This is a genomic window from Streptomyces sp. NPDC006798 (assembly GCF_040635975.1).
GTDB lineage: Bacteria > Actinomycetota > Actinomycetes > Streptomycetales > Streptomycetaceae > Streptomyces.
This window is the reverse complement of sequence record NZ_JBEYIS010000029.1, coordinates 77,320-101,892: the sequence shown is the minus strand read 5'-3', so window position 1 is coordinate 101,892 and position 24,573 is coordinate 77,320. Positions and strand designations below refer to the sequence as shown.

Annotated in this window: 22 protein-coding genes and 1 pseudogene; 10 read left to right on the top strand and 13 right to left on the bottom strand. The window is 72.1% G+C overall.

Features of this window, described 5'->3' with window-relative positions; translation table 11 throughout:
• Positions 1–582: 582 nt before the first annotated feature.
• The 3 genes from ABZ714_RS20905 to ABZ714_RS20895 all read right to left on the bottom strand — a co-directional run bounded on the left by ABZ714_RS20905 (position 583) and on the right by ABZ714_RS20895 (position 3,839).
• Positions 583–1,122 (bottom strand): DinB family protein, encoded by a 540-nt coding sequence (locus ABZ714_RS20905; RefSeq protein ID WP_358826764.1) that lies wholly within the window; start codon positions 1,120–1,122, stop codon positions 583–585.
• A gap of 112 nt (positions 1,123–1,234) precedes the next feature.
• Positions 1,235–2,692 (bottom strand): aldehyde dehydrogenase family protein, encoded by a 1,458-nt coding sequence (locus tag ABZ714_RS20900; protein ID WP_358826763.1) that lies wholly within the window; start codon positions 2,690–2,692, stop codon positions 1,235–1,237.
• Between the two features lie 313 nt (positions 2,693–3,005).
• Positions 3,006–3,839, bottom strand: coding sequence for a helix-turn-helix transcriptional regulator (locus tag ABZ714_RS20895; protein WP_358826769.1), 834 nt, complete (start codon positions 3,837–3,839; stop codon positions 3,006–3,008).
• Between the two features lie 455 nt (positions 3,840–4,294).
• Here ABZ714_RS20895 and ABZ714_RS20890 point away from each other — a divergent pair, with 455 nt between their 5' ends.
• Positions 4,295–4,987, top strand: a complete 693-nt coding sequence (locus tag ABZ714_RS20890; protein WP_358826762.1) for an ATP-binding protein — start codon at positions 4,295–4,297, stop codon at positions 4,985–4,987.
• A 250-nt stretch (positions 4,988–5,237) separates the two neighbouring features.
• On the opposite strand, the gene ABZ714_RS20885 is transcribed toward ABZ714_RS20890, so the two are convergent.
• Both ABZ714_RS20885 and ABZ714_RS20880 read right to left on the bottom strand, forming a co-directional pair.
• Positions 5,238–5,480, bottom strand: a complete 243-nt coding sequence (locus ABZ714_RS20885; RefSeq protein WP_358826768.1) for a DUF397 domain-containing protein — start codon at positions 5,478–5,480, stop codon at positions 5,238–5,240.
• Between the two features lie 286 nt (positions 5,481–5,766).
• Positions 5,767–7,818, bottom strand: coding sequence for an FUSC family protein (locus tag ABZ714_RS20880; RefSeq protein WP_358826761.1), 2,052 nt, complete (start codon positions 7,816–7,818; stop codon positions 5,767–5,769).
• A gap of 151 nt (positions 7,819–7,969) precedes the next feature.
• Between ABZ714_RS20880 and ABZ714_RS20875 the strand changes: the two genes are divergently transcribed.
• Complete coding sequence (locus tag ABZ714_RS20875) at positions 7,970–8,581, top strand: helix-turn-helix domain-containing protein (RefSeq protein WP_358826760.1); 612 nt, start codon at positions 7,970–7,972, stop codon at positions 8,579–8,581.
• Positions 8,578–9,918, top strand: coding sequence for an MFS transporter (locus ABZ714_RS20870; protein WP_358826759.1), 1,341 nt, complete (start codon positions 8,578–8,580; stop codon positions 9,916–9,918). Before ABZ714_RS20875 ends, ABZ714_RS20870 begins: the two co-directional genes overlap by 4 nt.
• Here the strand turns inward: ABZ714_RS20870 and ABZ714_RS20865 are convergent.
• Together ABZ714_RS20865 and ABZ714_RS20860 are read right to left on the bottom strand one after the other, a co-directional pair.
• Positions 9,915–14,474: a hypothetical protein gene (locus tag ABZ714_RS20865; protein ID WP_358826758.1), complete on the bottom strand. Its 4,560-nt coding sequence runs from the start codon at positions 14,472–14,474 to the stop codon at positions 9,915–9,917. The genes ABZ714_RS20870 and ABZ714_RS20865 overlap by 4 nt on opposite strands.
• An 18-nt stretch (positions 14,475–14,492) precedes the next feature.
• Positions 14,493–14,972, bottom strand: a complete 480-nt coding sequence (locus ABZ714_RS20860) for a CU044_2847 family protein (RefSeq protein WP_358826757.1) — start codon at positions 14,970–14,972, stop codon at positions 14,493–14,495.
• A gap of 225 nt (positions 14,973–15,197) precedes the next feature.
• Between ABZ714_RS20860 and ABZ714_RS20855 the strand changes: the two genes are divergently transcribed.
• Positions 15,198–16,079 (top strand): serine peptidase, encoded by an 882-nt coding sequence (locus ABZ714_RS20855; protein WP_358826756.1) that lies wholly within the window; start codon positions 15,198–15,200, stop codon positions 16,077–16,079.
• Between the two features lie 30 nt (positions 16,080–16,109).
• Here ABZ714_RS20855 and ABZ714_RS20850 read toward each other — a convergent pair whose 3' ends face one another.
• The gene (locus ABZ714_RS20850) at positions 16,110–16,334 is read right to left on the bottom strand and encodes a DUF4287 domain-containing protein (RefSeq protein ID WP_358826755.1); all 225 of its coding nucleotides are present in this window, start codon (positions 16,332–16,334) and stop codon (positions 16,110–16,112) included.
• Between the two features lie 121 nt (positions 16,335–16,455).
• Here ABZ714_RS20850 and ABZ714_RS20845 point away from each other — a divergent pair, with 121 nt between their 5' ends.
• The gene (locus ABZ714_RS20845; protein WP_358826754.1) at positions 16,456–16,929 is read left to right on the top strand and encodes a GNAT family N-acetyltransferase; all 474 of its coding nucleotides are present in this window, start codon (positions 16,456–16,458) and stop codon (positions 16,927–16,929) included.
• Between the two features lie 409 nt (positions 16,930–17,338).
• On the opposite strand, the gene ABZ714_RS20840 is transcribed toward ABZ714_RS20845, so the two are convergent.
• Positions 17,339–17,911: an isochorismatase family protein gene (locus ABZ714_RS20840; protein ID WP_358826753.1), complete on the bottom strand. Its 573-nt coding sequence runs from the start codon at positions 17,909–17,911 to the stop codon at positions 17,339–17,341.
• Between the two features lie 113 nt (positions 17,912–18,024).
• Positions 18,025–18,930 (bottom strand): annotated as a pseudogene (locus ABZ714_RS20835) (ferric reductase-like transmembrane domain-containing protein); the annotation flags it as partial.
• 613 nt (positions 18,931–19,543) lie between these two features.
• Between ABZ714_RS20835 and ABZ714_RS20830 the strand changes: the two are divergent.
• Both ABZ714_RS20830 and ABZ714_RS20825 read left to right on the top strand, forming a co-directional pair.
• Entirely contained in the window at positions 19,544–20,173 is a 630-nt protein-coding gene (locus ABZ714_RS20830; RefSeq protein WP_358826752.1) for a hypothetical protein, read from the top strand.
• A 66-nt stretch (positions 20,174–20,239) separates the two neighbouring features.
• Positions 20,240–20,956 carry a sigma-70 family RNA polymerase sigma factor gene (locus ABZ714_RS20825; RefSeq protein WP_358826751.1) on the top strand — a complete coding sequence of 239 codons (717 nt, stop codon included), beginning with the start codon at positions 20,240–20,242 and terminating at the stop codon, positions 20,954–20,956.
• Positions 20,957–21,051: 95 nt separating this feature from the next.
• Here the strand turns inward: ABZ714_RS20825 and ABZ714_RS20820 are convergent, their stop codons facing one another.
• Positions 21,052–21,357 carry a hypothetical protein gene (locus ABZ714_RS20820; RefSeq protein ID WP_358826750.1) on the bottom strand — a complete coding sequence of 102 codons (306 nt, stop codon included), beginning with the start codon at positions 21,355–21,357 and terminating at the stop codon, positions 21,052–21,054.
• 157 nt (positions 21,358–21,514) lie between these two features.
• A complete protein-coding gene (locus ABZ714_RS20815; RefSeq protein WP_358826749.1) occupies positions 21,515–21,817 on the bottom strand; it encodes a hypothetical protein in 303 nt (100 codons plus the stop codon).
• A gap of 568 nt (positions 21,818–22,385) precedes the next feature.
• On the opposite strand from ABZ714_RS20815, the gene ABZ714_RS20810 reads away from it, so the two are divergent.
• The 3 genes from ABZ714_RS20810 to ABZ714_RS20800 all read left to right on the top strand — a co-directional run bounded on the left by ABZ714_RS20810 (position 22,386) and on the right by ABZ714_RS20800 (position 23,475).
• Positions 22,386–22,691 (top strand): helix-turn-helix transcriptional regulator, encoded by a 306-nt coding sequence (locus tag ABZ714_RS20810; protein ID WP_358826748.1) that lies wholly within the window; start codon positions 22,386–22,388, stop codon positions 22,689–22,691.
• 116 nt (positions 22,692–22,807) lie between these two features.
• Positions 22,808–23,140 carry a hypothetical protein gene (locus ABZ714_RS20805; protein ID WP_358826747.1) on the top strand — a complete coding sequence of 111 codons (333 nt, stop codon included), beginning with the start codon at positions 22,808–22,810 and terminating at the stop codon, positions 23,138–23,140.
• Complete coding sequence (locus tag ABZ714_RS20800; protein ID WP_358826746.1) at positions 23,131–23,475, top strand: DUF296 domain-containing protein; 345 nt, start codon at positions 23,131–23,133, stop codon at positions 23,473–23,475. The genes ABZ714_RS20805 and ABZ714_RS20800 overlap by 10 nt, the downstream gene beginning before the upstream one ends.
• A 218-nt stretch (positions 23,476–23,693) precedes the next feature.
• Here the strand turns inward: ABZ714_RS20800 and ABZ714_RS20795 are convergent, their stop codons facing one another.
• Entirely contained in the window at positions 23,694–24,536 is an 843-nt protein-coding gene (locus ABZ714_RS20795; protein WP_358826745.1) for a fumarylacetoacetate hydrolase family protein, read from the bottom strand.
• Between the last annotated feature and the right edge of the window lie 37 nt (positions 24,537–24,573).

Sequence of the window (24,573 nt, the reverse complement as noted above, 5' to 3'; positions counted from 1 at the left end):
GAGGGAGATGTGACCGTTGCTCCAGCGGTATGCGGGCGGTCTTGTTCTGTGGCGGGAGGGTCGGTGGCCTCCGGGCTCACCTCCTCACGGACGGCAGAAGTGGGGGTCTTCTTTAGGAGACCCGTCTCTTATCCGCCGCCCTCCCCCAAAGCTGCCTTTGGGGGGACCCCCAGGGGGCGACCCTGCACCCCCCGACCACGCCGACCGCACCTGCCCCCTGGGGCTGGAGCCCGTCCCGGGGGAGGGGAGGGTGCCACCTGGTGTCGGTGGTCCACCCGCTGGTCGCGCAGTTTCCCGTGCCCCTGACGGGGCCCGTCCTCCTTTACGAGGTCGGTGAGAGGGAGAGCATTTAGGGGCGCGGGGAACTGCGCGAACGGCCCACTACGGCCCGCGGTCGCCCGACGGCACACGCCCCGCAGGGCGGAAGGCGCGGGCCTCACCCGAAGGGCCGGTCCCCCATCGCCGAAGGCACAGGCGGGCCGCGGGCCGCCGACAACGCCCGGTCGCCGGGCGCCGCCCGGGGAGTGAGGCGGCGACCCGGTGGCCCTCCGGCGCGGCGCTCCCCGCAGCGGCGAAGCCACGTCAGCGGTCGCGCTCCAGGGCCAGGAGGCCGAAGGCCGTTCGGCCGTCGAGGGATTCGCGGATGATGTCCGCATGGCCCGCGTGCCGGGCCAGCTCCTCCACCAGGTGGATCAGGAACCACCGCATCGACACCTCCTCGCCCTGCGGGAACCACGGCGCGTCCGGGAGCGGGAAGGTGTCGTCCATCGAGTCGACGGACGCGATGAACTCCGCCGTCTGGGCCGATACGTCCGCCCAGAACTTCAGCGTCTCGTCGACGGTCTCGCCGTCCTGGAGGCGGAAGGCGTCGCCCCAGGTCTCCTGGGTGCGGGCGCGTTCGTTCTCCCGCTGTTGGGCCAGCCGGAGCCAGTTCAGTTCGACCTCGGCGACATGCTTGAGGAGTCCGCCGAGGGTCAGCTCACTGGCGCTGGGGCGGCTGGTCGCCTGCTCGTGGGTGAGGCCGATGACCGAGCGGCGGATCGCGCCCCGCTGGGCCTCGACGAAGGCGAGGAGGGCGCCGCGCTCGTCGCCGCGGGCTTCCGAGGGGACGTGAGTGACCATGGTCTTCGCCTTCCGGACGGTTCCAAGGAGAGGCTCGCCCCCTCCTTCCGACACCGCAAACGCTACGGGCCCTTGCGGACAGATGCTGTCCGCAAGGGCCCGAGGGGCGGCCTCAGAACGGGAAGCGTGAGCGGCCGTGCTGGACGGAGATCCACTTCTGGGTGGTGAACGCCTCGATCATCGACTCGCCGTTCAGCCGTCCGCTGCCGGAGTGCTTCTCCCCGCCGAACGGCACGATCGGCTCGTCGTGGACCGTGGAGTCATTGATGTGGATCATTCCGGTGTTGATCCGCTTGGCGATCGCCACGCCGCGTTCCACATCGGCGGTGTGGACGGCGCCGCTGAGGCCGTAGGGCGTGTCGTTGGCGATGCGTACCGCCTCCTCCTCGCCGTCGAAGGGGACGATCAGCGCCACCGGGCCGAAGATCTCCTGGCCCAGGACCGGGGAGTCGACGGCGAGTCCGGTGAGGACGGAGGGCTCGACCAGATTGCCGTCCGAGCCGCCGCGCAGCAGGGCCGTGGCGCCCGCCTCGACGGTCTGCTCGACCAGGGTCGTGACGGCGTCCGCCTGCCGGGAGTTGATCAGCGGGCCGATATGGGTGGCCGGGTCGGCGGGGTCGCCCACCTTGAGGGTGCGGACCTTGGCCACGAACTTCTCGGTGAACTCCTTCTCCACCTTGCGGTCGACCAGTACCCGGTTGGCGGCCATACAGACCTGGCCCTGGTGGACGTAGCGGCTGAAGACCGCCGCGTCGACCGCGTAGTCGATATCGGCGTCGTCCAGCACGATCAGCGCGCTGTTGCCGCCGAGTTCCAGGATGGCCCGCTTGAAGTTGGCCGCGCAGACGGTGGCCACATGCTGGCCGACCTTGTCGGAGCCGGTGAAGGAGATCGCCTTGGGTACCGGGTGTTCGATGAGCGCGTCGCCGATCTCGGCGATATCGGTGATCACGACATTGAGCAGGCCCGGCGGCAGTCCGGCGTCCTCGAAGACCTTGCCGACCAGGGAGCCGCCGCAGATCGGGGTGTTCTGGTGCGGCTTGAGGACGACGGCGTTGCCGAGCGCGAGGGAGGGCGCGACGGATTTGATGGAGAGGAGGAAGGGGAAGTTGAAGGGACTGATCACCCCGACGACCCCGACCGGGAGTCGGTAGACGCGGTTCTCCTTGCCGTCCACCGGGGAGGGCAGGATTCGCCCTTCGGGCCGGAGGGACAGCTGGATCGCCTCGCGCAGGAACTCCTTGGCGAGATGGAGTTCGAATCCGGCCTTGATGTGCGTACCGCCGAGCTCGGCGATGATGGCCTCGGTGATCTCGGCCTCACGGTCCTCGATGATGCGCAGGGCATTCTCGAAGACCTGGCGGCGCGCGTAGGGATTGGTCTCCGCCCACGCGGGCTGGGCCCGTTCGGCGGCCCGGTACGCCTGGTCCACCTCGGCGGCGGTGGCGACCGGAATGGAGGCCAGCTTCTCCCCGTTGAACGGGTTGAAATCGATGATGTCCCAGGAGCCGCTCCCGGGCCTCCACTCGCCGTCGATGTACTGGTGGGCCAGCTCGGTGAACAAGGACATGTTGATCCGATTCCTTACCCTCAGATACCCCGGGAGCGCATGACTGGTCGTGATGCTGATGTCACGTCACTATACGGTCGTGTTAATGGAGTTGGTGTAGACCACGATAATAAAAACCGCGGCGGGTCGGGGTTCGGACACCTCGGTACGCGGCGGTGCGCGGCCCCGGCGGACGGTGCCCGGCCGGCGCCTCGGGGCGTACGGAACCACCGCCCGGCGGCACGGCGGGCGGAGACGGGGCGGCGGGCCGGGCCGGGGAGCCTCGGCGCCCGCCCGGCGGATGCGAACCGCCGGTCGAATGGCCGGGCGGCCGTCAGGTGAGCTGGAGGAGTCCCCGCAGGATGTCCCGGCTCTCGGCCGGGTCCGGGCTGTCCTCCTGGAGGCGCTTCATCGCCTTCTCGTACTGAAGTACCTCGTCGCCCTTGTCGATGTAGAGCGCGCTGGTGAGCTGCTCCAGATAGACGATGTCGGAGAGGTCGGACTCCGGGAAGCGGAGCATGGTGAAGGCGCCGCTCTCGCCGGAGTGGCCGCCGAAGCTGAAGGGCATCACCTGGAGGGTGACGTTCGGCATCTCGGAGATCTCGATCAGATGCCTCAACTGGCCCTGCATCACGCCCCGGTCGCCGTAGGGGCGGCGGAGCGCGGCCTCGTCGAGTACGGCGTGGAGGTGCGGGGCGCGCTCGGAGACCAGCACCTTCTGGCGTTCGAGCCGCAGGGCGACCCGGCGGTCCACGTCGGCCGGGGTCGCGTTGGGGGTGCCTCGTATGACGACGGCGTGGGCGTACGCCTCCGTCTGGAGCAGTCCGTGGACGAACTGCACCTCGTAGATGCGGATCAGGGAGGCCGCCGCCTCCAGACCGATATATGTCTGGAACCAGCCGGGCAGTACATCGCCGTACCGCTGCCACCAGCCCGCGATATTGGCCTCCTTGACCAGGCCGAGCAGCGCCTCCCGCTCGGTCTCGTCGGCTACTCCGTAGAGCGTCAGCAGGTCCTCGACGTCCCTCGCCTTGAAACTCACACGACCCAACTCCATGCGGCTGATCTTCGACTCCGACGCACGGATCGAGTAGCCGGCCGCCTCCCGGGTGATGCCGCGCGACTCCCGCAGCCGCCGCAGCTGTGAACCCAGCAGGATGCGCCGCACCACGGATCCGCCACCCGGGCCCTGAGCCCAGGACTCGCCTGCGGTCACGACTCGACCCTCCCCATCCCTCTGTCCGTCCTGTCGCCCGACTGCCGGGAGCCGTTGGCTCCTCGGTTCCGGTGCTCCGGGCTGATCCCCGTAGCTCCATCTCTACAGGTTCTTCACCACAGCGTGGAGTACCCCCGGACTCCAAGTGCCGGATTCTGCCACCAAAACACTCCGGGCCGTACTCACCCGGTTACTTAAATAGGAAGCACTTGGGGAGACCATGGAACAGGCCGGAGGAAGATATCCCCCTCAATACCTACAAGAACGGACAGGGAGCCCGCGTGCACGTGCATCTGCCCTTGCATCTGCCCTACGCATTGGGAACCATGGTTCTCGCGCACCTGCGTGCCCGTTCGTGTTGAAACGTCACTGAAGCGTCACAGCCGCGATTCCCGGGAGTGCCTCGCATGGGGACGAATGGATCGACCATGCTCGAGCCTTTGAGGCAGGGGCCGCCACCCGTGGATCCCGCGAGCGCCCTCGGCTCGGCCGCCTGCTCGCTCTCCGCCCGCTACGAGGCGGTGCGCGGGGCGCGGGGGTTCACCCGGGCGACCCTCAAGGACTGGGATCTCTACGACCACTTCGACGACATCGCCCTGGTCGTCTCGGAGTTGGTGACCAACGCGCTGCGGCACGCCCTGCCGGACGAGCCCGCCCGGGAAAGCTTTCTGCCCCCGGTCCGGCTGCATCTGATGCGCTGGCCCGGCCGGCTGGTGGTGGCGGTACGCGACCCCAGCGCGGAGGGCCCCGGCACGGGCGCCGTCGCACGCCGTAATCCCGCTCGCGCCTCGCGCGCCCTCGGCGCACCCCGCCACGGAGTGAGCCCGCTGAACGGAGTGGACGCCCTGGACCGGAGCGGCTCCCGCGAACCCCTGGGCGCCGTCGAGGGGTTCGACGGCAAGGGCTTCGGCGGCGAGAGATTCGAGACCGACGGATTCGGCACCGAGGGGTTCGAGCAGTCCTTTCCCGATCCTGACGGCACCGCCGAATCCGGCCGGGGGCTCTTCCTGGTCGACGCCTACGCCGACAGCTGGGGATGGCACCCGCTCGCCGGGGCGCTGCACGGCAAGGTCGTGTGGGCGTTGTTCAGGCTGGCTTGAGCGGCGCGGGGCCGGAGGCGGGCGCGTCGGGGGCGCGCCGTCCCGGCCGGGGAACGGGTCCGCCCACGGGCGGACCCGTTCCCATGATCCGGCGGCCCGCGTCGTCATGGCCCGGCCCGTAACGGTACGGGCCCGTAACGCCCTTCGGCCCGTACGGCGCTGACCCGGGCCGCCGTCGGCGCCCGGGTCGGTGAGAGGTCGGGTCCCGGGGCCCGCGGCGTTTCGCCGTCGCGGTCCGGGACGCGCGGAATCAGTTCTCGGCGATCAGATGGTCGAACTCGCCGTCCTTCACACCCAGGAGCATCGCCTCGATCTCCGCCGGGGTGTAGACGAGTGCCGGTCCGTCCGGAAAACGGGAATTGCGGACCGCCACCCTCCCTCCCGGCAGCTTGGCGAATTCCACGCAGGAACCCTGGGAGTTGCTGTGCCTGCTCTTCTGCCAGACGACCCCGTGAAGCTCCGCGGCCGCCATGCCGTTGTACGCGTGGTGCACGAGTAGCTCCCGAAGTACAAGGTGCATGTGTCAACAGTCGGGGATCATAGCTGTGTTTCACGTGCGAATGCATGAGCGTTCGCACGGGCATATGCACGTGCACGCGGGGTGGCGTTCCGGTTACGCAGGTGAAGGGCGCTCAGGTCACGGCCGGCCGTCCCACGGCCGCGGCCCCGATGCGTGGCGGATCGAATCCCTCGTACACAGGGAGAGACGCGTAAGGGGGCTGCAAGGCTCCCGAATTCAGGTAACAGTCCGGGCAGCCGCCCGCCCCGGGCCGGAGTGTTCATCGCGACCGGTCCCCCTTCGGCGGCAGCGCGTCGGAGAGTTCGGTGAGGGCCGTGCCGATCAGGGCGGCCCCGGGTTCGAGTACGTCGTGCGAGTCCTCCCAGCGCGCCAGCGCCTCCTTGACCCGCCCCCATTCGGGGCGCCGCCGCTCCCGGACCGCCCGGGCCGCGCGTTCGGCGTCCGTCCGCAGGGCTTCGGCGAGTTTCGCGGCGCCCGGCACCGGCGTGTCCCCGTGCGCGGGCAGATGAGCCTCCATCAGCATCGCGCCGCGCCCGATCCCGCCGAGCGCCTCCCCGGCGGCGTCCGCCGCCGCGTGGGACAGCCCCCGGCTGCGTACCGGCTCGTCGGCGGCCCTGGCCAGCGCGTCCCGCCAGGCGATCCGGGCGTCCCGGGCGGCCAGCAGCGCGGCCCGGATCTCCCGTTCGGCGGCCTCGGAGGCGTCGGGGGCGGCGTAGTGGTCGACCACGGCCGCCGCGTAACGGCAGTCGGCGAGCAGCCAGTCCGCCAGCCGGTTCCGCAGCCGGGGTGTCTCCCAGGCCGGGTAGAGCGCGTACGAGAGCATCGCCAGCAGCCCGCCGATCAGGGTGAGCAGAATGCGTTCCGGCACGGTCTGGCCGGCCTCCTCGCCGCCCATCCAGAGCAGACAGACGACATAGGCGGAGATGCCGACATTGGCCGCCGCGTACCCGGTGCGCAGCACGAGATACGTACCGAAGGCGCAGAGCACCGAGAGCGCCGCCGCCGCGTAGACGCCCGGGTCCGCGGTCTCCACCAGGGCCGTCGCGACCCCGACGCCGATCAGGGTGCCGCCGAAGCGGGCCACGGAACGGGCGTACGTCTGCGAGAAGTCGGGCCGCATCACCATCACGGCGGTCATCGGCGCCCAGTAGCCGTGGCCGAGCGGCAGGGCCGCGCCCGCCAGATAGCCGGCGACGACGACCGCGGCGACCCGGATCCCGTGCCGCAGTACGGGTGAGCCGCGCCGCAGTTCGGCCCGTACGGTACGGATCGCGCCGGGCAGCAGCCGCAGCAGCGACGGCCGGTCCCGGAAGCCGGTGCCGCCGCCCTCGCCGCGGGCGGTCTCGGTGACATCGGCGAGCAGCGCGGCCAGCCGGACGGCGGCCCGGCGGGGCGGCCCGGTGAGGATCGCGCCGGTGTCGGGGGTGCGGAGGGCGGCGAGGGCGGGCGCGGAGAGCCGGGGCGGTTCGCCGTGCCGGACGGCCTGCGCCGCCGCGTCCAGTACGGATGCGGCGGCGGCCAGCAGTTCCCGTACCCGCTCCCGGCCCGGCCCTTCCTCCGGTACGCCGAACGCCGGGTCGGCCAGCGACGCCAGTACGGGCCGCAGCCGCTCGGCGATGCCCCGGGCGCCGTGCAACTCGGCCGGGCGGCGGCGGGCCTGGCGGGGGCTGACGGCCGCGGCGCTGCGGGCCAGCATCAGGGGCGCGGGGTCGAAGGCGGCGGTCGGGTCGCGCCGCAGCTTGCGGGCGTACTGCGCCTCGGCGGCGAGCGCGTCGGCCAGGGCGTCGCGCTGGGCGCCCCAGCGGCGGATCGGCAGCAGCACGATCAGCGCGGCCTGGACGATCCCGCCCGCCGCGATCACCGCGGCGTGTCCGGCGGCGGTCGCCACCGAGGTCGGCAGGGTGATCGTGACCAGCATGATCGCCACATTGGACGAGGCGATGATGCCGACGGTCGGCCCGAGCGCCCAGGCCAGCCCGGAGGCCAGCGCCCAGACCGCCAGCAGCACGGTGAAAAGCGGGAGACGGCCGACCGTGAGATAGCCGACGAAGGTGGAGACGGCGAGCGAGCCGCCGGAGGCCAGGGCCAGTACGGGCCGGGGCCGCCAGCTCCGCTGGAAGGTCGCGATCACGGCCTGGAACGCCCCGAAGGCCGAACTGACGGCGGCCAGCGGGCCGAAGAGGGCGAGGGTGGAGCCGACGACGAGGGCGAGGCCGAGGGCCCCCCGGAGGGCGAGGAGGGGTTCGAGTCCGGAGCGGTCGACGGCGAGCCCGGAGCGCGCGGTCTCCCTCAGCGCGCGGAACCAGGTCATGGCGGTGAGGTTATCTGCCCGAGTTTGTATGGTTATGACGCGGCGCGCGGTTCCGGGGTTCTCAACGGCGGGCCCGGGGTTCCCGGCGACACCCCCCAACCTCCAAATAATTGTTTGACGGTGAGGCGGAGGCGGTCGGAGACTGCTCGCCATGGTCGAAGCCGAGCCCCGCAGAGCCACCGAGCTGCGTTCCTATCGCGCCCTGGCGCACCCCTTGCGCCTCAGACTCCTCTCGCTGCTCACCGGCGCCCCGCTGAGCAGCGCCGAAGCGGCCCGCGAACTGGGTGAGACCCAGGCGAACATCAGCTACCACATACGGCTGCTGTACGACGCCGGGCTCCTCGAACTGGCCGAGGAGACCACCGTCCGGGGCGGACGCGCCAAGCGCTACCGCCATCCCGTCGACGGCCCCACCCTCCCGGCGGGCAGCCCGGAGGACCATGTCGCGGTGGCGTCCGCCCTCGCCTCGGAGATGGTCCGGCGCAGCGGTCACCGCGTCCCCGGGCTGCCCGGCGACCTCACCGACGCCGAGCTGACCGTACGCCCCGAGACCTGGGAACGGGCCCGCGCGCTCGCGGCCGAACTCGGCCGGATCGTGCACGAGGAGGCGCTGCCGCCGGGGACGGAGGGGGCGGTACGGATGAGCGCGACGGTATTGCTGTTCCGGATGGCGGACGAGGAGCGGGGCGCGGACCCCGGCGGGGAACCGGGTACGGACCCGGGCGCGAGTGCTTCCGGCGGCGCTGCCCGGGAGGCCCGGTGAGCGACGGGCGCGCGATCGCCAAAGGTGCCCTGTTCGCCCCGCTGCGGCACCCCTCGTTCCGCCGTCTCGTCATCGGCCGGACCACGACCCAGCTGGCCAACGCCATGGCCCCGGTCCTGCTCGCCTTCGCCGTACTCGACCTCACGGGCTCCGCCGTGATGCTGGGTCTGGTGGTCGGCGCCCGGTCGATCGCCAACGTACTGCTGGTCCTCTTCGGCGGGCTGCTCGCCGACCGGCTCCCGAGGGCCGTGATCCTCCAGGGCGCGAGCGTCGGCGCGGCCCTCGCCCAGGCGGGCGTCGCGGCCGGGCTGCTGCTCGATCTGTCGTCGATGACGCTGCTGGTGTTGCTGAGCGTGATCAACGGCGCGCTGTCGGCGGTCTCGCTGCCCGCGACGTCGGCGCTGATTCCGCAGGTCGCGCCGGAGGGCATGCTGCGCGGCTCGAACGCGGTGATGCGGATGGGCGCCAATCTCGGCGTGATCACCGGCGCGTCCCTCGGCGGGCTGCTGGCGTCGGCGCTCGGCTCCGGCTGGGGCATGGCGCTCAACGCGCTGGTGTTCCTGGGCGCGGCGGTGGCGTACCAGGGCGTCCGGGTCCCCCCGGCGCCGGGCGACGCCGCTCCCCCGCCCCGGGCCCGGCCGCTGAGAGAACTGCGCGAGGGCTGGACCGAGTTCACGTCCCGGGCCTGGGTGTGGGTGGTGGTCTGTCAGTTCTTCGTGGTCAACGCGGTGATGTCCGGCGGGATCCAGGTCCTCGGCCCGGCGATCGCGGACGACACCTTCGGCCGTACGGCCTGGGGTCTGGTGCTGGCCACCCAGATGGCCGGGGCGTTCGTCGGCGGCTTCCTGGTGGCCCGGTCGCGCTCCCGCCATATGCTGCGGATCGGGGTCGCGGTGGTCGCCCTCGACGCCCTGCCGCTGATCGCGCTGGCGGAGGCGGCCCCGGTGGCGCTGCTGATGGCGGCGATGTTCGTGAACGGGATGGCGATCGAGCAGTTCGGGGTGGCCTGGGACCTCTCCCTCCAGGAGAACGTGCCGCAGGACCGGCTGGCCCGGGTCTATTCGTACGACATCCTCGGCTCCCTGCTCGCCCTGCCGGTCGGCGAGATGGTCGCGGGCCCGCTGGCGGAGCAGTACGGCACCCGGGCGACGCTGCTGGGCGGGGTGGCGCTCACCACGGCGGCGACGGCGGCGGCCCTGTGCAGCCGCCAGGTCCGGTCGCTGACGGTCCGGGGCGCGGGGGCGGAGACCCCGGTGGCGGCGGGCGGTCCCGGAACGGGGACGGAGACGGAGAAGGTGGCCGGGAAGCCGGGCGCCCTCCCGGAGAGCACGCCCTAGACCTGCGGGTCCCGCGCCGGGCCGCCCTCCCGCAGCAGGACCACGTCCCGGTCGACCGCGACCGCCAGCAGCCCCGGGGAGGCCCAGACGAGGTCGTTCGCGCCGTCGGGCAGGTCGATCAGGGCGAGGGGCCGGCCGGTGGGCCGGTGGTGGACGCGGAGCGTGTGGTCGCGCCCGAGGGAGAACACGGCGGGCTCCCCCGCGTGCCGGCCGGTGACGAGCTGCCGGAGCGCGCCCCGGTGCCCCCGCGTCGGTGCCCCCGACGCCTCTCCGGTGAGCGCGTCCCAGGTCCGGATCTCGCCGGTGCCGTCGCCCGTGAGGACCAGCGGCCCGCCCGGCCCCTCGGTGACGGTGGCACAGGTGACGGGCGCGGGGGCCGTGCCGACGGCGAGGAGGGTGAGGGCGTCGTCCGTGAGCTGCCAGAAGCGGACGGCGCCGTCCCAGCCGGTGGAGACGAGCCTTGGCGTCCCGGGGACGAACGCGAGTCCGGCGACCATCTCCCGGTGCGCGGACGGATGTTCCCCGATGAGCCTGCCGGTCGCGGCGTCCCAGAAGGCGATCGTCTCGTGGCTGCCCGCCGCGACGACGGTCCGTCCGTCGAGCCGTCCGGTGGCGAGCGCCGTGACCCGGCCCGCGTCGAAGGTCAGGGGGCGGCCCACCGGGGTGCCGTGTTCGAGGTCCCAGAGCAGGATCTCCCAGCTCGCGCCCGCCGTCACGACGACCGGCCGCCGCCCCAGCCGGGTGACGGCCAGGGCGGAGAGCCCGACCTGCCCGGTCGCCAGCCGCCGCAGGGTGCGGCCGGTCGCCAGCTCCCGTATCCACACCTCGCCCGCTACGCCGCAGACGACGACCCGCCGCCCCCGGACCGTGCCGGTCGCGAGGGCCGTGACCGGGCCGGGGTGGCGTACCCCGGAGTCGGGGGCGGGCGGGGTGTCGAGATCCCAGACCCGTACGGCCCCGTCGGCGGCGCCGCCCGCCAGCAGCCGACGCCCGCCGGAGCGGGCGAAGGTGAGGGCGCTGACCGAACGGGCGCCGCCGCCGAGTACGCGTACGGGCCCATCGGTGTCCCGCAGGGAGTGGAGGGTGACGGAGGGGCCCCGGGCGACGGCGAGCATCGGCTCGCCGAGCGGGTCCGGCAGCAGGGCCGGCGGACCGGAGTCGTCGTGCTCACCGTCCGGGTCGGGGATCGTGGTCAGTTCGTCGTACGGCAGGTCACCGGTGGTGTCGACGGTCCAGACGACGGTTCCGGCGGGGGCCCGGGCGGCGACGACCGTCCGGCCGGGCCGGACCGCGTAGACGACCATGGACCGGACCGGGCCTCTGATCCAGTTGCTGCTCGTCGCCACCAGCAGTTCATCGGTGTCCAGGTCGAGCAGGTGGAGACGGGGGCGCAGCGGTGAGCCGGACGCGATGGCGACGACGGGGGTCCCGTGTCCCCCGTACGCGAAACGGTAGGCACGCTCCACCAACGGAATCGGCTCCGACCCGTCGAGTTGAAACCGGACCGTCTCGCCCGGGCCGGGGTGCCACATTCTCAGCCGTCGCCCGTCGGGCCGGAGGTATCCCGTTTCGGTCCTCAGCCCCAGCTCCGCCTCCGTCATGGGCACCGACTCCATCAGCGTCGTCATCCGCCAGGGCAGCCGGAACGAGCGCTCTTCTGCCGGAAGCCGCTGCCCACTGGCCAGGTCCCAGCGGGCCTCGACACCACTGAGAACATTCGTACCCGAGGAGATCTCCGTACGTCCCGACCCCTCCGCCTGACTGACACTCAGCCACTTCACCGGCCCCGGGCCGCCCCGCAGGACCGTCGCCGCCGCCTCCTCGCCGGCCGAACCGGATGCCCACAGCGGGGTCCAGCCCCCGGCGGGCGGCCGACCGTCGGCGAGCAGGGGCAGGAGACCGCCCCGGCCGGACCGTACGGCGTCGATGGCGAGCAGGGACCGGCGTCCGGTGGCATCGACGGCCGAGTGCCGGACGCCTGACTTCCGGTAGACGGCGGCCAGTTCCCGGGCCGTGCCGTCCCCCGCGTACTCCATGGTCACGAACGGCGGGCCCGTGTGGATCAGGAACCCGGGGTCGGCGATGAGTTCATCGGCCCGCCGGGCGTCGACGGCGTGTTCGAGGGCGTGGCGGGCGTGGTACGGCAGGGCGAGATCCCAGCGGAGTGGTGCGCCGGGCGTGGTACGCAGCGGATTGAGCAGCCCGTCGAGGACGGTGACGGCGGTCCGGTAGTGGCGGCCCGCGAGCTGGTCGACCAACTGCTGATGGAACAGCCGGTAGAGGGTCGGGCCTTCGGGATCGGCGGTCCGGCGCAGATAGAAGGTGAGCCGGTCCAGGGTGGCGGCGGTCTGCTCGGCCGTGGGTCCGTCCGGCAGGGGCTGCCGGGCCGCCTCGGGTTCGGTCAGCGGTCCGTCCGGCGGCGTACGGTCCCGCCATGCCCTGGCCTGAATGAACTCCGTGGCGACCGCGCGGATCAGCGCGGCGGGCATCCCCGGGTGCTTCGCGTACGCCAGCGCCTTCAGCAGCGGCCGGGCGAACGGGTCCTTCAGTCGTACGAGTTCCAGCTCCAGCATGTCCATGACGGTGCGCGGCGCCCGGGCGACGACCGCCGTGATCTGGTCGGGTGCGACGGGCGCGGTGGCGGCGAGGAGTTGGTGGAGGTAGAGCCGGGCCAGGAGGTACGGGCCGGGGGCGGCGCCGTCCTCCGGGGGATCGTCGGGGACGAGGGCGGCGGCCAGTTCGGTCGCCAGCCGTTCCCGTACAACCGCTTGCCCCTTGGCGTCGTACAGCGGCGACAAATCCAGATGGCGGCGGACGAACCCGGCGACGTCGGTCCGGAGGACGCCCGGGTCGGCGTCGTCGAGGTCGACGAGGAGCCCGACCGTCCGCGCCTCGGCCACGATCCGGGACATGGTGTCCGTGGTCCGGGTCCCGACGAGCAGCCGGCAGACGGGCCGGGGGCCGCTCCTGCTGTGCTGGTCGACCCGGGTCAGCGCCAGCGGCAGCAGCAGTACCTCGACCAGTTCGCCCGGGTCCAGCGCCTCGTCCAGGGCGTCCACGACGACGGTCGGGACCGGGCCGCGTCTGCGTTCCGCCGTCCCGGTCAGGCGCCGGACCAGTTCGGCCGGGGTCAGCCCCCGCGGCGGGAGTGAGGAGAGCCGGAGCTGTTTGCCGATGGAGGTGGCGAGCTGTCCGGCGTCCCGGCCCCGGGCGTGGACAGCGGCGAAGGTGTCGTCGCGGCCGGGGAGCGCGACCGGCGGCAGCCGCTGGAACAGGGCCTCCCTGAGCTGGGGCTGGGCCGCGCAGACCAGCAGCCCGAGCAGGGCCGACTTGCCGGTACCGGGGCCGCCGGTGACCACGGCGAGGCTGTCCGTACCGGCCCCGTCGACCCACGGCGTCAGGATGTCCAGCTCCGCCGTCCGACCGCTGAACAGGCAGGTCGTGGTGGCCGTCGCCGACGACGTCCCGCCGAACGCCCGGGTGATGTAGTGGTGGGCGTCCAGGACCGGGTCGAGTTCGGCGAGGATGCTGCGCAGCGACTCCTCGGCCGACTGACGGAGCCGGGCGAGCGGCGTGGGCGCGTACCGGGGATTGCGGAACAACCGCAGCGACGGCTCGTCGCCGAGGGCGATCGGGGTGCTGTCGAGATGCTGCGCGTAGCTCTGCGCCTCCTGCCAGAGCGTATGGAGGGTCGTCCGTATCTCCCGGGTGACCAGGGACAGCGGTACGTACTCCAGCGACGCGTCGGTGTCGAGGCCGTTGACGCTCAATCGGTCCAGGACGAGGGCGACGGCCTGGCTGAACCGGCCGTCGTACGCCTTCTCGTCCGGCGCGGCGGCCGCCAGCACCCAGGCCCGGCGGGCGGCTGCGCCCCGGGCTCCGGCGCGCAGCCCGGCGGACCAGGTCTGCCAGTTCTGCCACTGCCAGCGGACGGCGGCGCCCGCGTGGCAGACGTCGAGCAGGACGAGCGCGGCGGACTGCTTCGAGTTCTCCAGGTCCCGCAGCAGCGACTCGATGTCGAGGCCCTGGTTCGGCTCGCTGTCCGCGAGGGCGATCCGGAGGGCGCCGGTGGAGTCCGTCCAGCCGTGGCTGATGACATGGAGGACGAGCCCGCCGTCGGGGCGTTTGTCGGCGATGACGTCGTCGAGGGTCGCGCGGGCGACGGTCCGGGTGGGGTCGGCGAGGACGCCGTCGCCGTGGAGCCGGTAGCCGAGGCCGGTGAGGGAGGCGCCGACGGCCTCGGCCCGGGAGCGGGCGAAGCCGAGCCGGGCGTAGCCGGTGGTGTCGGTGAGCGGCGGGGCCTCGGCGTGCGGATCGACGACGGAGGCGTGCAGGAAGTCGCCGACGGAGAGGACGAGGGCGGTGCCGGGACCGGGACCGGTATCGGGGGCGGTCGCGGGGGCCGTGGCGGTCGTCGGGGCCGCCGGGGCCGCCGCGAGGACGGGTTCGGCTGATTCAACCGGTTCTGCCGGGTCGACGGGGGTACGGGGGCCGGGCGGGGTCCCCCCGTACGTCCTGTGGCGCTCCGGCGGCGCCGCGTCGGGCGTGGCGGTCATGGGAGCGGGGCCCTCGGGTCAGTGGTCCTCGCGGTGGCTGCCCAACAGCCGCTCCAGCTCGCGAATCCGGTGTACGAGACGCCGTTGATCCACGCGCTCCCGCTCCTGCTCGGCCATCAACTCCGCCAGGACGTCGTCGTCCGCCCTGCGTGCGATACGGGCCCCTTCCTCCGCCCGGGACTCGGAGTCCCAGGTGGCCTTGATCCGGAAGTGCCCATTGGCCGCGTCGGAGACGACCGTGGCGCCCGCCTCCGCGCTCAGCCGGACGTTGAACTCGATGGAGAGTTCGCGTGGCCGCCGCCCCGGCCCATGGCTCTCGATCAGGCTCTCCACGGCCTCGGAGACCGCTTGGCCGATGGTGCGCATGGTGTGTGAGAACGGCGCCCTGGCCTCGTATCCGGCCGGGCCCCGGTAGGCGAGGTCGACCGAGTCGTCGGCGTCGACCTCCATATTGACGACACCGCCGTCCGACAGCCGGAAGCGGGAGACCTCGCGCATCGTTCTCCGTAAGTCGTCGGTCGGCGAGTGGCGGCACGTACCGCCCCAACATAGCCGTGCGAACCGGACTTTGGGCAGCGGATCCGCCCCTTGAACGGCCGGAAGGCCAGCCCCCGAGCGACCACTGGACAGCGGGGTGGCGCCCCGGCATGCTCACCGCCGGGCCGTGAACGGTCCGGCCCGAGCTGGAACACCGTACGACCGTACGAGGGGGGCGGATCCGGGATGCGGATTCTTGGTGTGCACGGGATCGGCAACTACTGGGAGGGCCTGGACCCGGGCCCGGCGGCCGAGCGGATGGCCGGGGTCTGGCGGCGCAATCTGGCGCGCGGCCCGCTGGGCGAGGCGGCGGAGTCGTACGACCTGACGGTCGCCTACTACGCCCATCTGCTCCAGGAGGCGGGCGGTCAGAGCGTCGGCGGCGGGGTGCCGCTGGCCGCTCTCAGCCCCGATGAGGAACAGGCCCTGCGCTACTGGCTGGACGAGCTGGAACTGCCCGCCGAACCGCCGCAAGGGCTGCTGACCTGGCCTTTCCGTCAAGCCTTGAGCTTTGTCGCGAACCGGGAGAAGCTCGATCCGGAGCGGGTGGAGGCGTTCGCGGACCGCCATGTCAAAGAGGTCGCCGCCTACTTCTCGACGGCGAACGGGTCCCGGCGCCGGACGCGGGCCCGCGATGTGGTCCTGGACGCGCTGCGGGACCGGTCGCCGCGGGTGGTGATCGCCCACTCGCTCGGTTCGGTGGTGGCGTACGAGGCCCTGTGGCGGTACGGCGACGAGGGCGGGGCGCCGGTCGATCTGCTGATCACCCTGGGGTCGCCGCTGGCCATCCCGCACGCGGTCTTCCACCGGCTCGACCCGGCGCCCTCCGCCGACGGCCTGGGCGCCCGGCCGCCCGTCGTCCGCCGCTGGGTGAACATCGCCGACACCGGGGACGTGGTGGCGGTGCCGAAGGGCGGGGTGGCCCGGCGGTTCCTCGGGGTGACGGAGGACATCACCCAGCGGATCCACGCCTTCGACTTCCACCTCGTGGCGAACTACCTGGCGACGGGGGCGGTGGCGCGGACGCTGGACGCGGTCTCGGTGGCCGGGGAACCGGCGGGCTCGTAGGCTCGTGGACCGGTGACGGCGGCCGGGTGGCTATCCGGCCGCCGCCGCGTCTTCTTTGAGGGTGTACGCGACCAGGGCGTTGGCGTGGCCGTGCCCCAGCCCGTGCTCGGATTTCAGCCAGGCCACCAGCTCCATGTGCTTGGTCAGCGGCGACGAACGGATCAGCTCCTGCCATTCGGCGACGGGCCGTCCGTACTTCTCCTCGATCGCGGGGAAGTAGGACGCGGGGCCCTTGGGCTGGGCGTTCTCGGCCATGGAAACCTCCGTACGGGTCATGCGACATCGTGGCGACCCGATGGCCGCAGCACTCATCATGACCGGCGGCGGCCCGGAAACTCATCGGCTTTCCCGGAGTCGCCGTGGAAGACTTCGCGCCATGTCACATGATCACCACGGCGCGGTCCTCAGCGTCGGCCACCGCGACACCGAGCTGAGCAAGGCCCTGTCGGACGGTCTGGACGAGGTCAACTTCCCCGCCACGGGCACCACGGCCGCCGACCAGACCAGTCTGTCGGTGAAGATCGTCGGCGACGACGGCGAACTGATCGGCGGGCTGACCGGCTGGACGTGGGGCGGGCTGTTCGGGATCGAGATGCTGTGGATCCGCGCCGCCAGCCGCCGCGACGGCTGGGGCGGCCGGCTGCTGCTCGCCGCCGAGGAGGAGGCCAGGGCGCGCGGCTGCGACCGGGCGTGCGTCTCGTCGTTCACCTTCCAGGCCCCCGGCTTCTACCAGCGCCACGGCTACCGGGAGACGGGCCGCACCCTGGGCTTCCCGGGCGGGGCGGAGGACGTGCATATGTTCAAGCGGCTGGTACCGGAGGCGGATTCGGAGTCACAGTCCGTCGGCTGATGCCGTACGCCCGTACGCGCCCCGGCCGCGTGGCCGCGAAAACCCGGCTGCGCGGATCGACAAAGTCATTGCGCGTACGGACAAGGCGGCGGACCCCGGCGCCGGTGAGGATGAGGTCGTACGCCGGTGCCGTCACCGCCGGGTCGCGCGGGATCGACGGTGACAACGACCCCCGTCTCCGCGTGGGAGCCGGGGGCCGAGGAGGACGGCCGGACCGTACGACGAACGCCGGGCGGCTGGGGAACGGGGGACGCCGGGGCGCGGTCGAACGGTCCGGCTCCCCCGCCGGCGCACCCCGGCGCGCCGCCGACCCCGGCAGCCCGCCGTCACGGCCCGGCCGGGAATCCCTTCCGGCCGGGCCGGTCCACGGGCGCCGGATCCCGCAGTCCCGCGTTCCCCGGAAGCCGGGTCACCCCACGGGCTGTCGCACGGACGCGGGCGGCGCCGTGAAGTCGATCCCGTCGGCGGGCAGCACCCGGATGGCGCGCCCCGGATAACGGATCGTCTTGAAGATCTCGTTGTGGTGGGCGACGGCGGCGTCCGGGGCTGCGTACGGGGAACCCTCGGGACGTACGGACGTCATATGGCCGTCCGCGACGAGCAGGACGTCATAGCCGTGGCTGAGGGCCTGCCGGGCGGCGGTGTCGACACAGATCTCCGTGGCGAAGCCGGTGACGACGACCTCCGTGACACCCGACTCCTTCAGTACGGCGTCGAGTTCGGTGCCGAGGAAGCTGTCGGCGCTGGTCTTGTGGACGACGGTCTCCCCGTCCCCGGGGGCGACGGCGGGGGCGATTCGCCACGGTTCGGTCCCGGGTTCGAGCCCGCCGCCGCCGTGCTGCACGGTCACCACCGGCACCCCGGCGGCGAGGGCCCGCTCACGGAGCCCGGCGATCGCGGCGAGGACCGGGGCGGGGCGGTGGGCGATCTCCACCACGGCGTTCTGGACGTCGATGACGAGAAGCGCTGCTCGGTGCGACATGGCCCCACCGTAGGGCCCGCCCCGGCGGCGGACGAAGACGTTTTCCCGCCGGGGCGCGGCGCCGGGCCGGCCACGGTAACCGGCTGGGCGGCGCCGGGCCCGGGACCGGGCGGTCAGTCGTGGTTGTGGGTGGAGGTGGTGTCCGCCGGGGGCTCCTCGCGGCCGCCGTCCCGGCCGGAGACGACGACGGCCAGGATGACGGCGATGATCGCCACCGCCGCGAGCCGGCCGGTCACCCGCAGCGTCCACAGGGGGCGGGCGGCGGGCTCGGTCGCGGTGAGCGCCGGGAGGCGTTCGGAGCGGCGGGCCGGGCTGAGGAGGCGGACCAGGAAGAGCAGCGCGATCGGGAGCTGGAGCAGCCAGACCGTGGTCCGGAACCAGCCGTCGTACCAGACGTTCGTCCCGTAGAGCAGGGTGTGCCAGACGCTCAGCACATAGACGGCGATGACGAAGCGGTGCATCACCCGCCAGGTCTTGGGGCCGATCCGCTGGCGGACGTAGAAGAGCAGTCCGAGCGGGATCGCGAGATAGAGCGCGGCCTGGCCGATCGGGATGGCGATCCGGCCGGTGCCGCTCTCGTACCCGCCGGGTACGAACGACTCCACGAAGGCCGTCCAGGTCGCCCCGTACCAGCTGTCGGTGTCGTGCCGGATCAACTCGGCGGCGAAGAGCAGGGCGTGGGCCGCGATGAGGGCGATGGTGTTGAGGCTGGTGGTGCGGTGGAGGCGGGTCAGGCGCGGCCCGCTGAGCGGGAACCAGTCGGGCCGGGAGCCGGAGACGAGCAGCCCGAGGATCACGGTCACCCAGGCCCACAGCAGCGCCGACCAGCCGAACGCCTGGCTGAGGAAGTAGAGCCAGAAGGCGCCGGGGTCCTCGCCCATGAAGGGCATCACGGTCGTGGTGGACGAGGCGCCGGACTTTATCCGGGCCCAGATCAGGACGAAGAGCCCGGCCGTGATGACGAGGGCGATCAGTCCGTCGAGCCAGGCGGCGCGGAGGTCGGAGCGGAGGGTGATCTTGTTGGAGCCGGGGGCCGGTCCGGAGCCGCCGCCCGAACAGGGGGTGCCGTTGGCGGCGTTGGGGCAGGAGTCGCCGGACCCGGCAGGTGGTGCGGGTTCCGGTGCGGGGTCCGGTGCGGCGCCGGGGCACGTATCGCCGGATGCCGTACGGGGCTCGGGCGCCTTGCCGCTGCCGCCGCAGGCGGGCGGCTCCGGCACCTGGTCCGGCTCGGGCGCCGGGCGGGACGCGGGCACGGTACGGTCGCCGGAGGCTCCGGGTCCCGTACCGCCGCAGGGGGTTCTGTCCCCGTCCGGCGCGGCCCCGCCCGCCGGGTCCGAGGACACTCCGGACTCCGTCGCGGCGTCTCCCGGCCCCGGCTCGGGAATCCGTACCAGCTCGGGGGCGGAGTCGGGGGCCGTGCGCTCCTTGGGGGGCTGCATCGCGTCCGCTCCTTACTGGTGGCTGACCAAGAACTGTCCACCAGTGGTCGTCCGGCGGACGGAATGAGTTCCCCCACCATCTTTGTGACGTGCGTCACAGGCCGTGAAGTCATGGCAAAGCATCCGATGCCCCGACATCCTCGGATCGGCCGGTACTCCCTCAGCCGCCCGGCGCGCTGGCACCATGAGCCGCATGGGAGCCGGATCCGCACTCCGCCTCACCCACACCGCGGCACTCGCCGCGGTGTGCGTCGTGGTGTCCGGAGCCGGGCACACGCTCGCCTCCGGCACATCCCCACCCCCCACCTCCTACGCCGTCGCCGTCCCCCCGGTCTGTCTGCTGGCCTGGCGCCTCACCCGAAAGGAACGTTCCGCCGGGGCCGTTGTCACCATCAGCGCGCTCGTCCAGGCCGCACTCCATCTCCTCTTCGGACTCTTCCCCCACGAGGGGTCCGGAGGGCCGGGCGGCCCGGCGACCGCCCATCACGCGGCACCCGGCCCGGCGTCCGGGGCCGTCGACCCCGCCGTACTGCTGCCCGGACTGTTCTCGGGAATGACCGCCGCGCACGCCGTCGCGGGCGCGGTCTGCGGCTGGTGGCTCTGGCGCGGTGAGCGCGCGCTGGCCCAACTAGCCCTGGCACTGGCCCTCTTCGCCGGGGGTCGGCTGCGGTTCGCGTACGCCGTACTGCGCGGCGCGTACGCCGCCCCCGCGCCCCGGGCCGTACGCCCGCGGCGCGCCCCGGAGCGGCACGTACGGCTGCCCGCGTCCCTGTTACTCCTGCGGGCCGTCACCCGCCGCGGCCCCCCTCTCCTTCCGTCCTGACGCACCACCCCCTTCCCCAACCCCCGCACCGCCGGGGACTGCTCGGACGCGAAGGACCTTTTTGTCATGCTCTATTCACCCCCCCACGCCCCGGTACGTACGCCCGCCCGCGCCGCGACTCCAGCGACCGCAGCGCCCGCCCCCACGGTCCCTGCCGCCCCCACGAGACCCTCGCGGCACGGCACCGGCCGCCGGGACGCCCAGATCACCGGCTGGGCCCTGGCCGCCGGGTCCGGCGACCGCCGGGCCACCGAACTCTTCGTCGAGGCGACCTACGAAGACGTCCGCCGCTTCGTCACCCACCTCACCCTCGGCTCCCGCGGCTCGTTCGACGCGCCCGGCGGCGCGGACGACCTCGCCCAGGAGACCTACGCCCGCGCCCTGACCAGCCTCAGCGGCTTCGCGGGCCGGTCGTCGGCCCGGACCTGGCTGCTGACGATCGCCCGCCGGGTGGTGGTCGACGGCATCCGCAGGGCCGCCGTACGCCCCCGGATCGCCGACACCGCCGACGACTGGCTCGACGCGGCGGAACGCGCCCACCACCGCCACCAGGCCCCGGGCTTCGAGGAGTCCATCGCCTTCCAGGACGCCCTCGACGCGCTGGAGGAGGGCCGCCGGGAGGCGTTCCTGCTCACCCAGATCCTGGGCCTCTCCTACGCGGAGGCGGCCGAGGCGCTCGACTGCCCGGTCGGCACGATCCGCTCCCGCGTGGCCCGCGCCCGCCGCGACCTGGCCTGCGCCTGGCTCCCCCAGGAAGCGGAAGGAGTCCTCGCGGCGGCCTGACCCTCACGCGGCGCCCCGTCAGCCCGTCAGCCCGGCGGGGCGCCGCGCCCTCCTGTCGGCCGCCGGTGCTCCGGGCACCGGCGGCCGACGGGGTTTCAGACGGGTGGGGTGCCCGGTGGGGACTTCGGGGTCGGTTTCGGCGGGTGAGGCCCCGGGTCCGGGGGAAGTTGCGGTTTCGGCTTGCCGTGCTTGCCCATGTCGATTCTCCGGTGGGTGAGTCGGTAGATGCCGAGGGGCGGGAAGAGGATGGTGCGGGGCGGGGCATCGGTGTGGACACAGGGCGCGCAGAGCAGATCCCGCCCGGTGTCCGTGATGCGTGCGGTGGTGACGGGGTTACGCCAGCAGGCTTCGCAGGTGGTGACGTCGGTGGCGGTACGGGGGAAGTGGGGGGCGAGTATCACGCGGGTGCTCCGGGGGGAGTCAGGGCGTCGAGGATGTGCTCGGGGCAGGTCACGCGCCCCGGGTGGACTTCGACGGGTGCGGTGGTGGTTCTCCGGCAGAGCCCGCATTGGGCGGTGTCGGGCGCGGGTTGTAGCTCGGTGAGGAGGCCGTCGCGGGTCACCGGATCCATGTCCAGGCGGGTCCGGGGCGGGCGGCGCGTACGGCGACGGGTTGTTCGAAGTGGAGCCCGTTGCGGGCGATGATCAGCCTTCGGGCACCGGGCGGTGCGGTGGTTCCGGTGATGGTGGCGGTGGCCCGCTGCCGGAGGATGACCTGGGCTTCGGCCCGGGTGGGGCTGGCCCAGGGTCGGGCCCACGGATCGGCCGAGGGCCGGATCACCACGATGACGGTGGGTCGGCTTCGGCGCGGCTTGAGTAAAGCCCGTACGAGGGTGATGAGGCTGGGGATAAGGTCACGCATACGACAGGTCAGCTCCTCTGAAGCTGGTCGGTTGAGCCCCGAGTGACCGCTGCATACGGTCGGTCGGGGCGTCTTTGGTTTCTGAGGGTGGTCCCGGCTCCGCGCCGCAGGGGATGTTGTACGGAGCCGGGACCCGTTCCCGGGCCCGGGGCGTAGACCACCGAGCCCGGGAGGCTTTCACACGTGCCGTGGCCGGGCCGGGGCCCGCTTACGCGGCTTGGGACACTCCGGATGCGCGTACAACGACGGTCGAGCGCCGGAGGCGGAGAACCCGAGCATCAACAAGGTCTCCTCGGTCCGCTCCACCAACCGCTCGCAGTACACGCAGTACTCCGGAAACCCGCCCAACACCGGGGTAGGGCTATCGGTCATCTTGCGCCGTCACTTCAGCCATGTGCCCTCCTTGCATGGGCTGGTTACATCAATGCTCCGGCCGGACGGGTGCCCGCCGAGCGGAGAGGATGATCAACAGGTCCGGCCGTCAGGCTGACGACTGTCGACCGCTCGTATAGATGTATCCGTGCCAACTTGATTACGGAGGGGCACCGAGAGGGGCATCATCTCCCGCATGCCGATCGGACAGCTCATCCGCGACTTACGCGGGGCAAGAGGCTGGACTCAGGCCCAGCTCGCCGACCAACTCACTCTCTCTGCCGAAGAACCCAACGGAGCACCAGGGCGTGATGCCGTAAAGCGCTGGGAGAGCGGGAAAGTGGTCCCTGGAGGTTTCTGGCTGGATCACTTGGCCAAGGTCTTCGACGTCCCTTTCGATCCGCTGAAGGGTGAAGCTACGCTCGACCGCGTGAATCGACGATCCTTATCGGCCTGTCAGCTCTCGTCGCGGCGCACGGACATCTCGCTTCACAACTGGTGACAAGTATCGCCGGGCGCGATTCGGCGCCCCTGGCGACAGCCCAGACCACACACGGCACTGACGTCGTCATCGCCTCCATGGTCGACAGAGCGTCAGCGTCACACCTCATCCGATGGATGCAGGATGAGGCGACCCCGGTGTTACGCGTGAACGCCGCCGGGATCGTGGCGAAACTGCCAGGCTACGACCATGCTTCCAGAGTCGCGCAGGTCCTCACCCACGACGCCGAGGTGCGGCACCTTTATATGACCGCTGTGACCTCGCGCGTATGCGCCGTCGACTGGACAACGGCCGGGCGTATCGTCACCAATCCCGGGGCCTACCAGCCCAGGGCCCAGTTCCTCGCGTCCAGATTCGCACACGAGTCCACCAACGCCCGTGATACTGGCGCCCGTTGGTGCTCATCCGTCATGCTGCGTGAACTCTCGCCCATGATCGGATGGAGCTGACCGTGCTGGTCTTCGAAGTGAAGAACGACGAACTCATGGACTCCGTGAACCAACAGGCAGCCAAGGCAGGAATCACGGACGCCGCGATCGTCTCCCTGATCGGGGCCGTGGACCGGTTCACCATCTCCACCATGCCCGAGGGCGACGCCCTCAAGGACGACATCAGCTCCTACGAACTACCGGCCGAGATGTCCGGCACCGGAGAGATCCGAAACGGATTCGCCCACATCCACGCAGTCATGGGCGTGGAAGGCGACCGAGCAGTCACGGGTCATCTCCACGAAGCACACGTAGGGGTCCACTTCGCCCGCGTCTACCTCATTCCCTGCCCCTGAAGCCAAGGCAACAGCCGACCTGAGGCAGACGGAGGACATGTTCGGCCGTCTCACATCGGAAGACCGGAAGTACAGAAGAGGAGGCGTACCGGATCGCGGGCGAGGCGGTCACATCCCTGCCCGCGGGGCACCGTACCGGCATGGTCATGCGCTATGCCGGTGACTTCGCGGCGGTCGCGGGGCACCCGGAGCTGCCTGCCGGAAGGCAGTTCGCCGAGCTACTCCGTGCCTGAGGTGACCGTGTTTCTGATGGTGCCGATGTGTTCGATGAAGACGGAGACCCAGTCGCCCGGTCGGACGGGGCCCACTCCGGCGGGGGTTCCGGTGAGGATGATGTCGCCGGGTTCTAGGGTGACGGCCGTGGTGATGTACTCGATGAGGTCCGGGACCGGGGTGAGCATATGGCTCGTACGCGACCGCTGGCGGTACTCGCCGTTGACCATGGCGCCGATGGCGAGGTTCCCGGGGTCGATCCCGGTCACGATCCAGGGGCCCAGCGGGCAGAACGTGTCGAACGCCTTGGCCCAGGAGGGCTGGCCGTCGGCCTGCTGGATGTCCCGGGCGGTGACGTCGTTGGCGCAGGTGTAGCCGAAGACGTACGCCGCCGCGTCCGCCGCCTTCACCTTCCGGGCGGTCCGGCCCATCACCACGGCCAGCTCGGCCTCGTGCTCCACCCGGCGCGACTGCTCGGGATAGACGATGTCCGTATCCGGTCCGGTGACGGCCGACGGGGGCTTGAAGAACAGCCGTGGCACCGGCGGCGCCCCCAGACCGGTTTCCGCGATGTGGTCCGCGTAGTTGCGGCCCACCGCGACGATCTTCCCCGGGACCACCGGGGCCAGCATCCGCATGACCTCCATGGGCAGGAGTTCACCCGTGGCCACCACGTCAATACGGGCCGGATCGCCGGTCAGGACCTCCACCGGGGTGTGATCGTCCACGGTCGGCGCGACCCGGCCGAACCGCACCCGGCCCTCGTACTCGAACCTGACGTACCGCCGCCGCTCCACCATGACCGTCCCGCCGATCGTCTCCGTCGCCGCACTGCCGGACGACAGCATCCCAGCAGCACGCCGACAACACCCCACCACCCCCTGA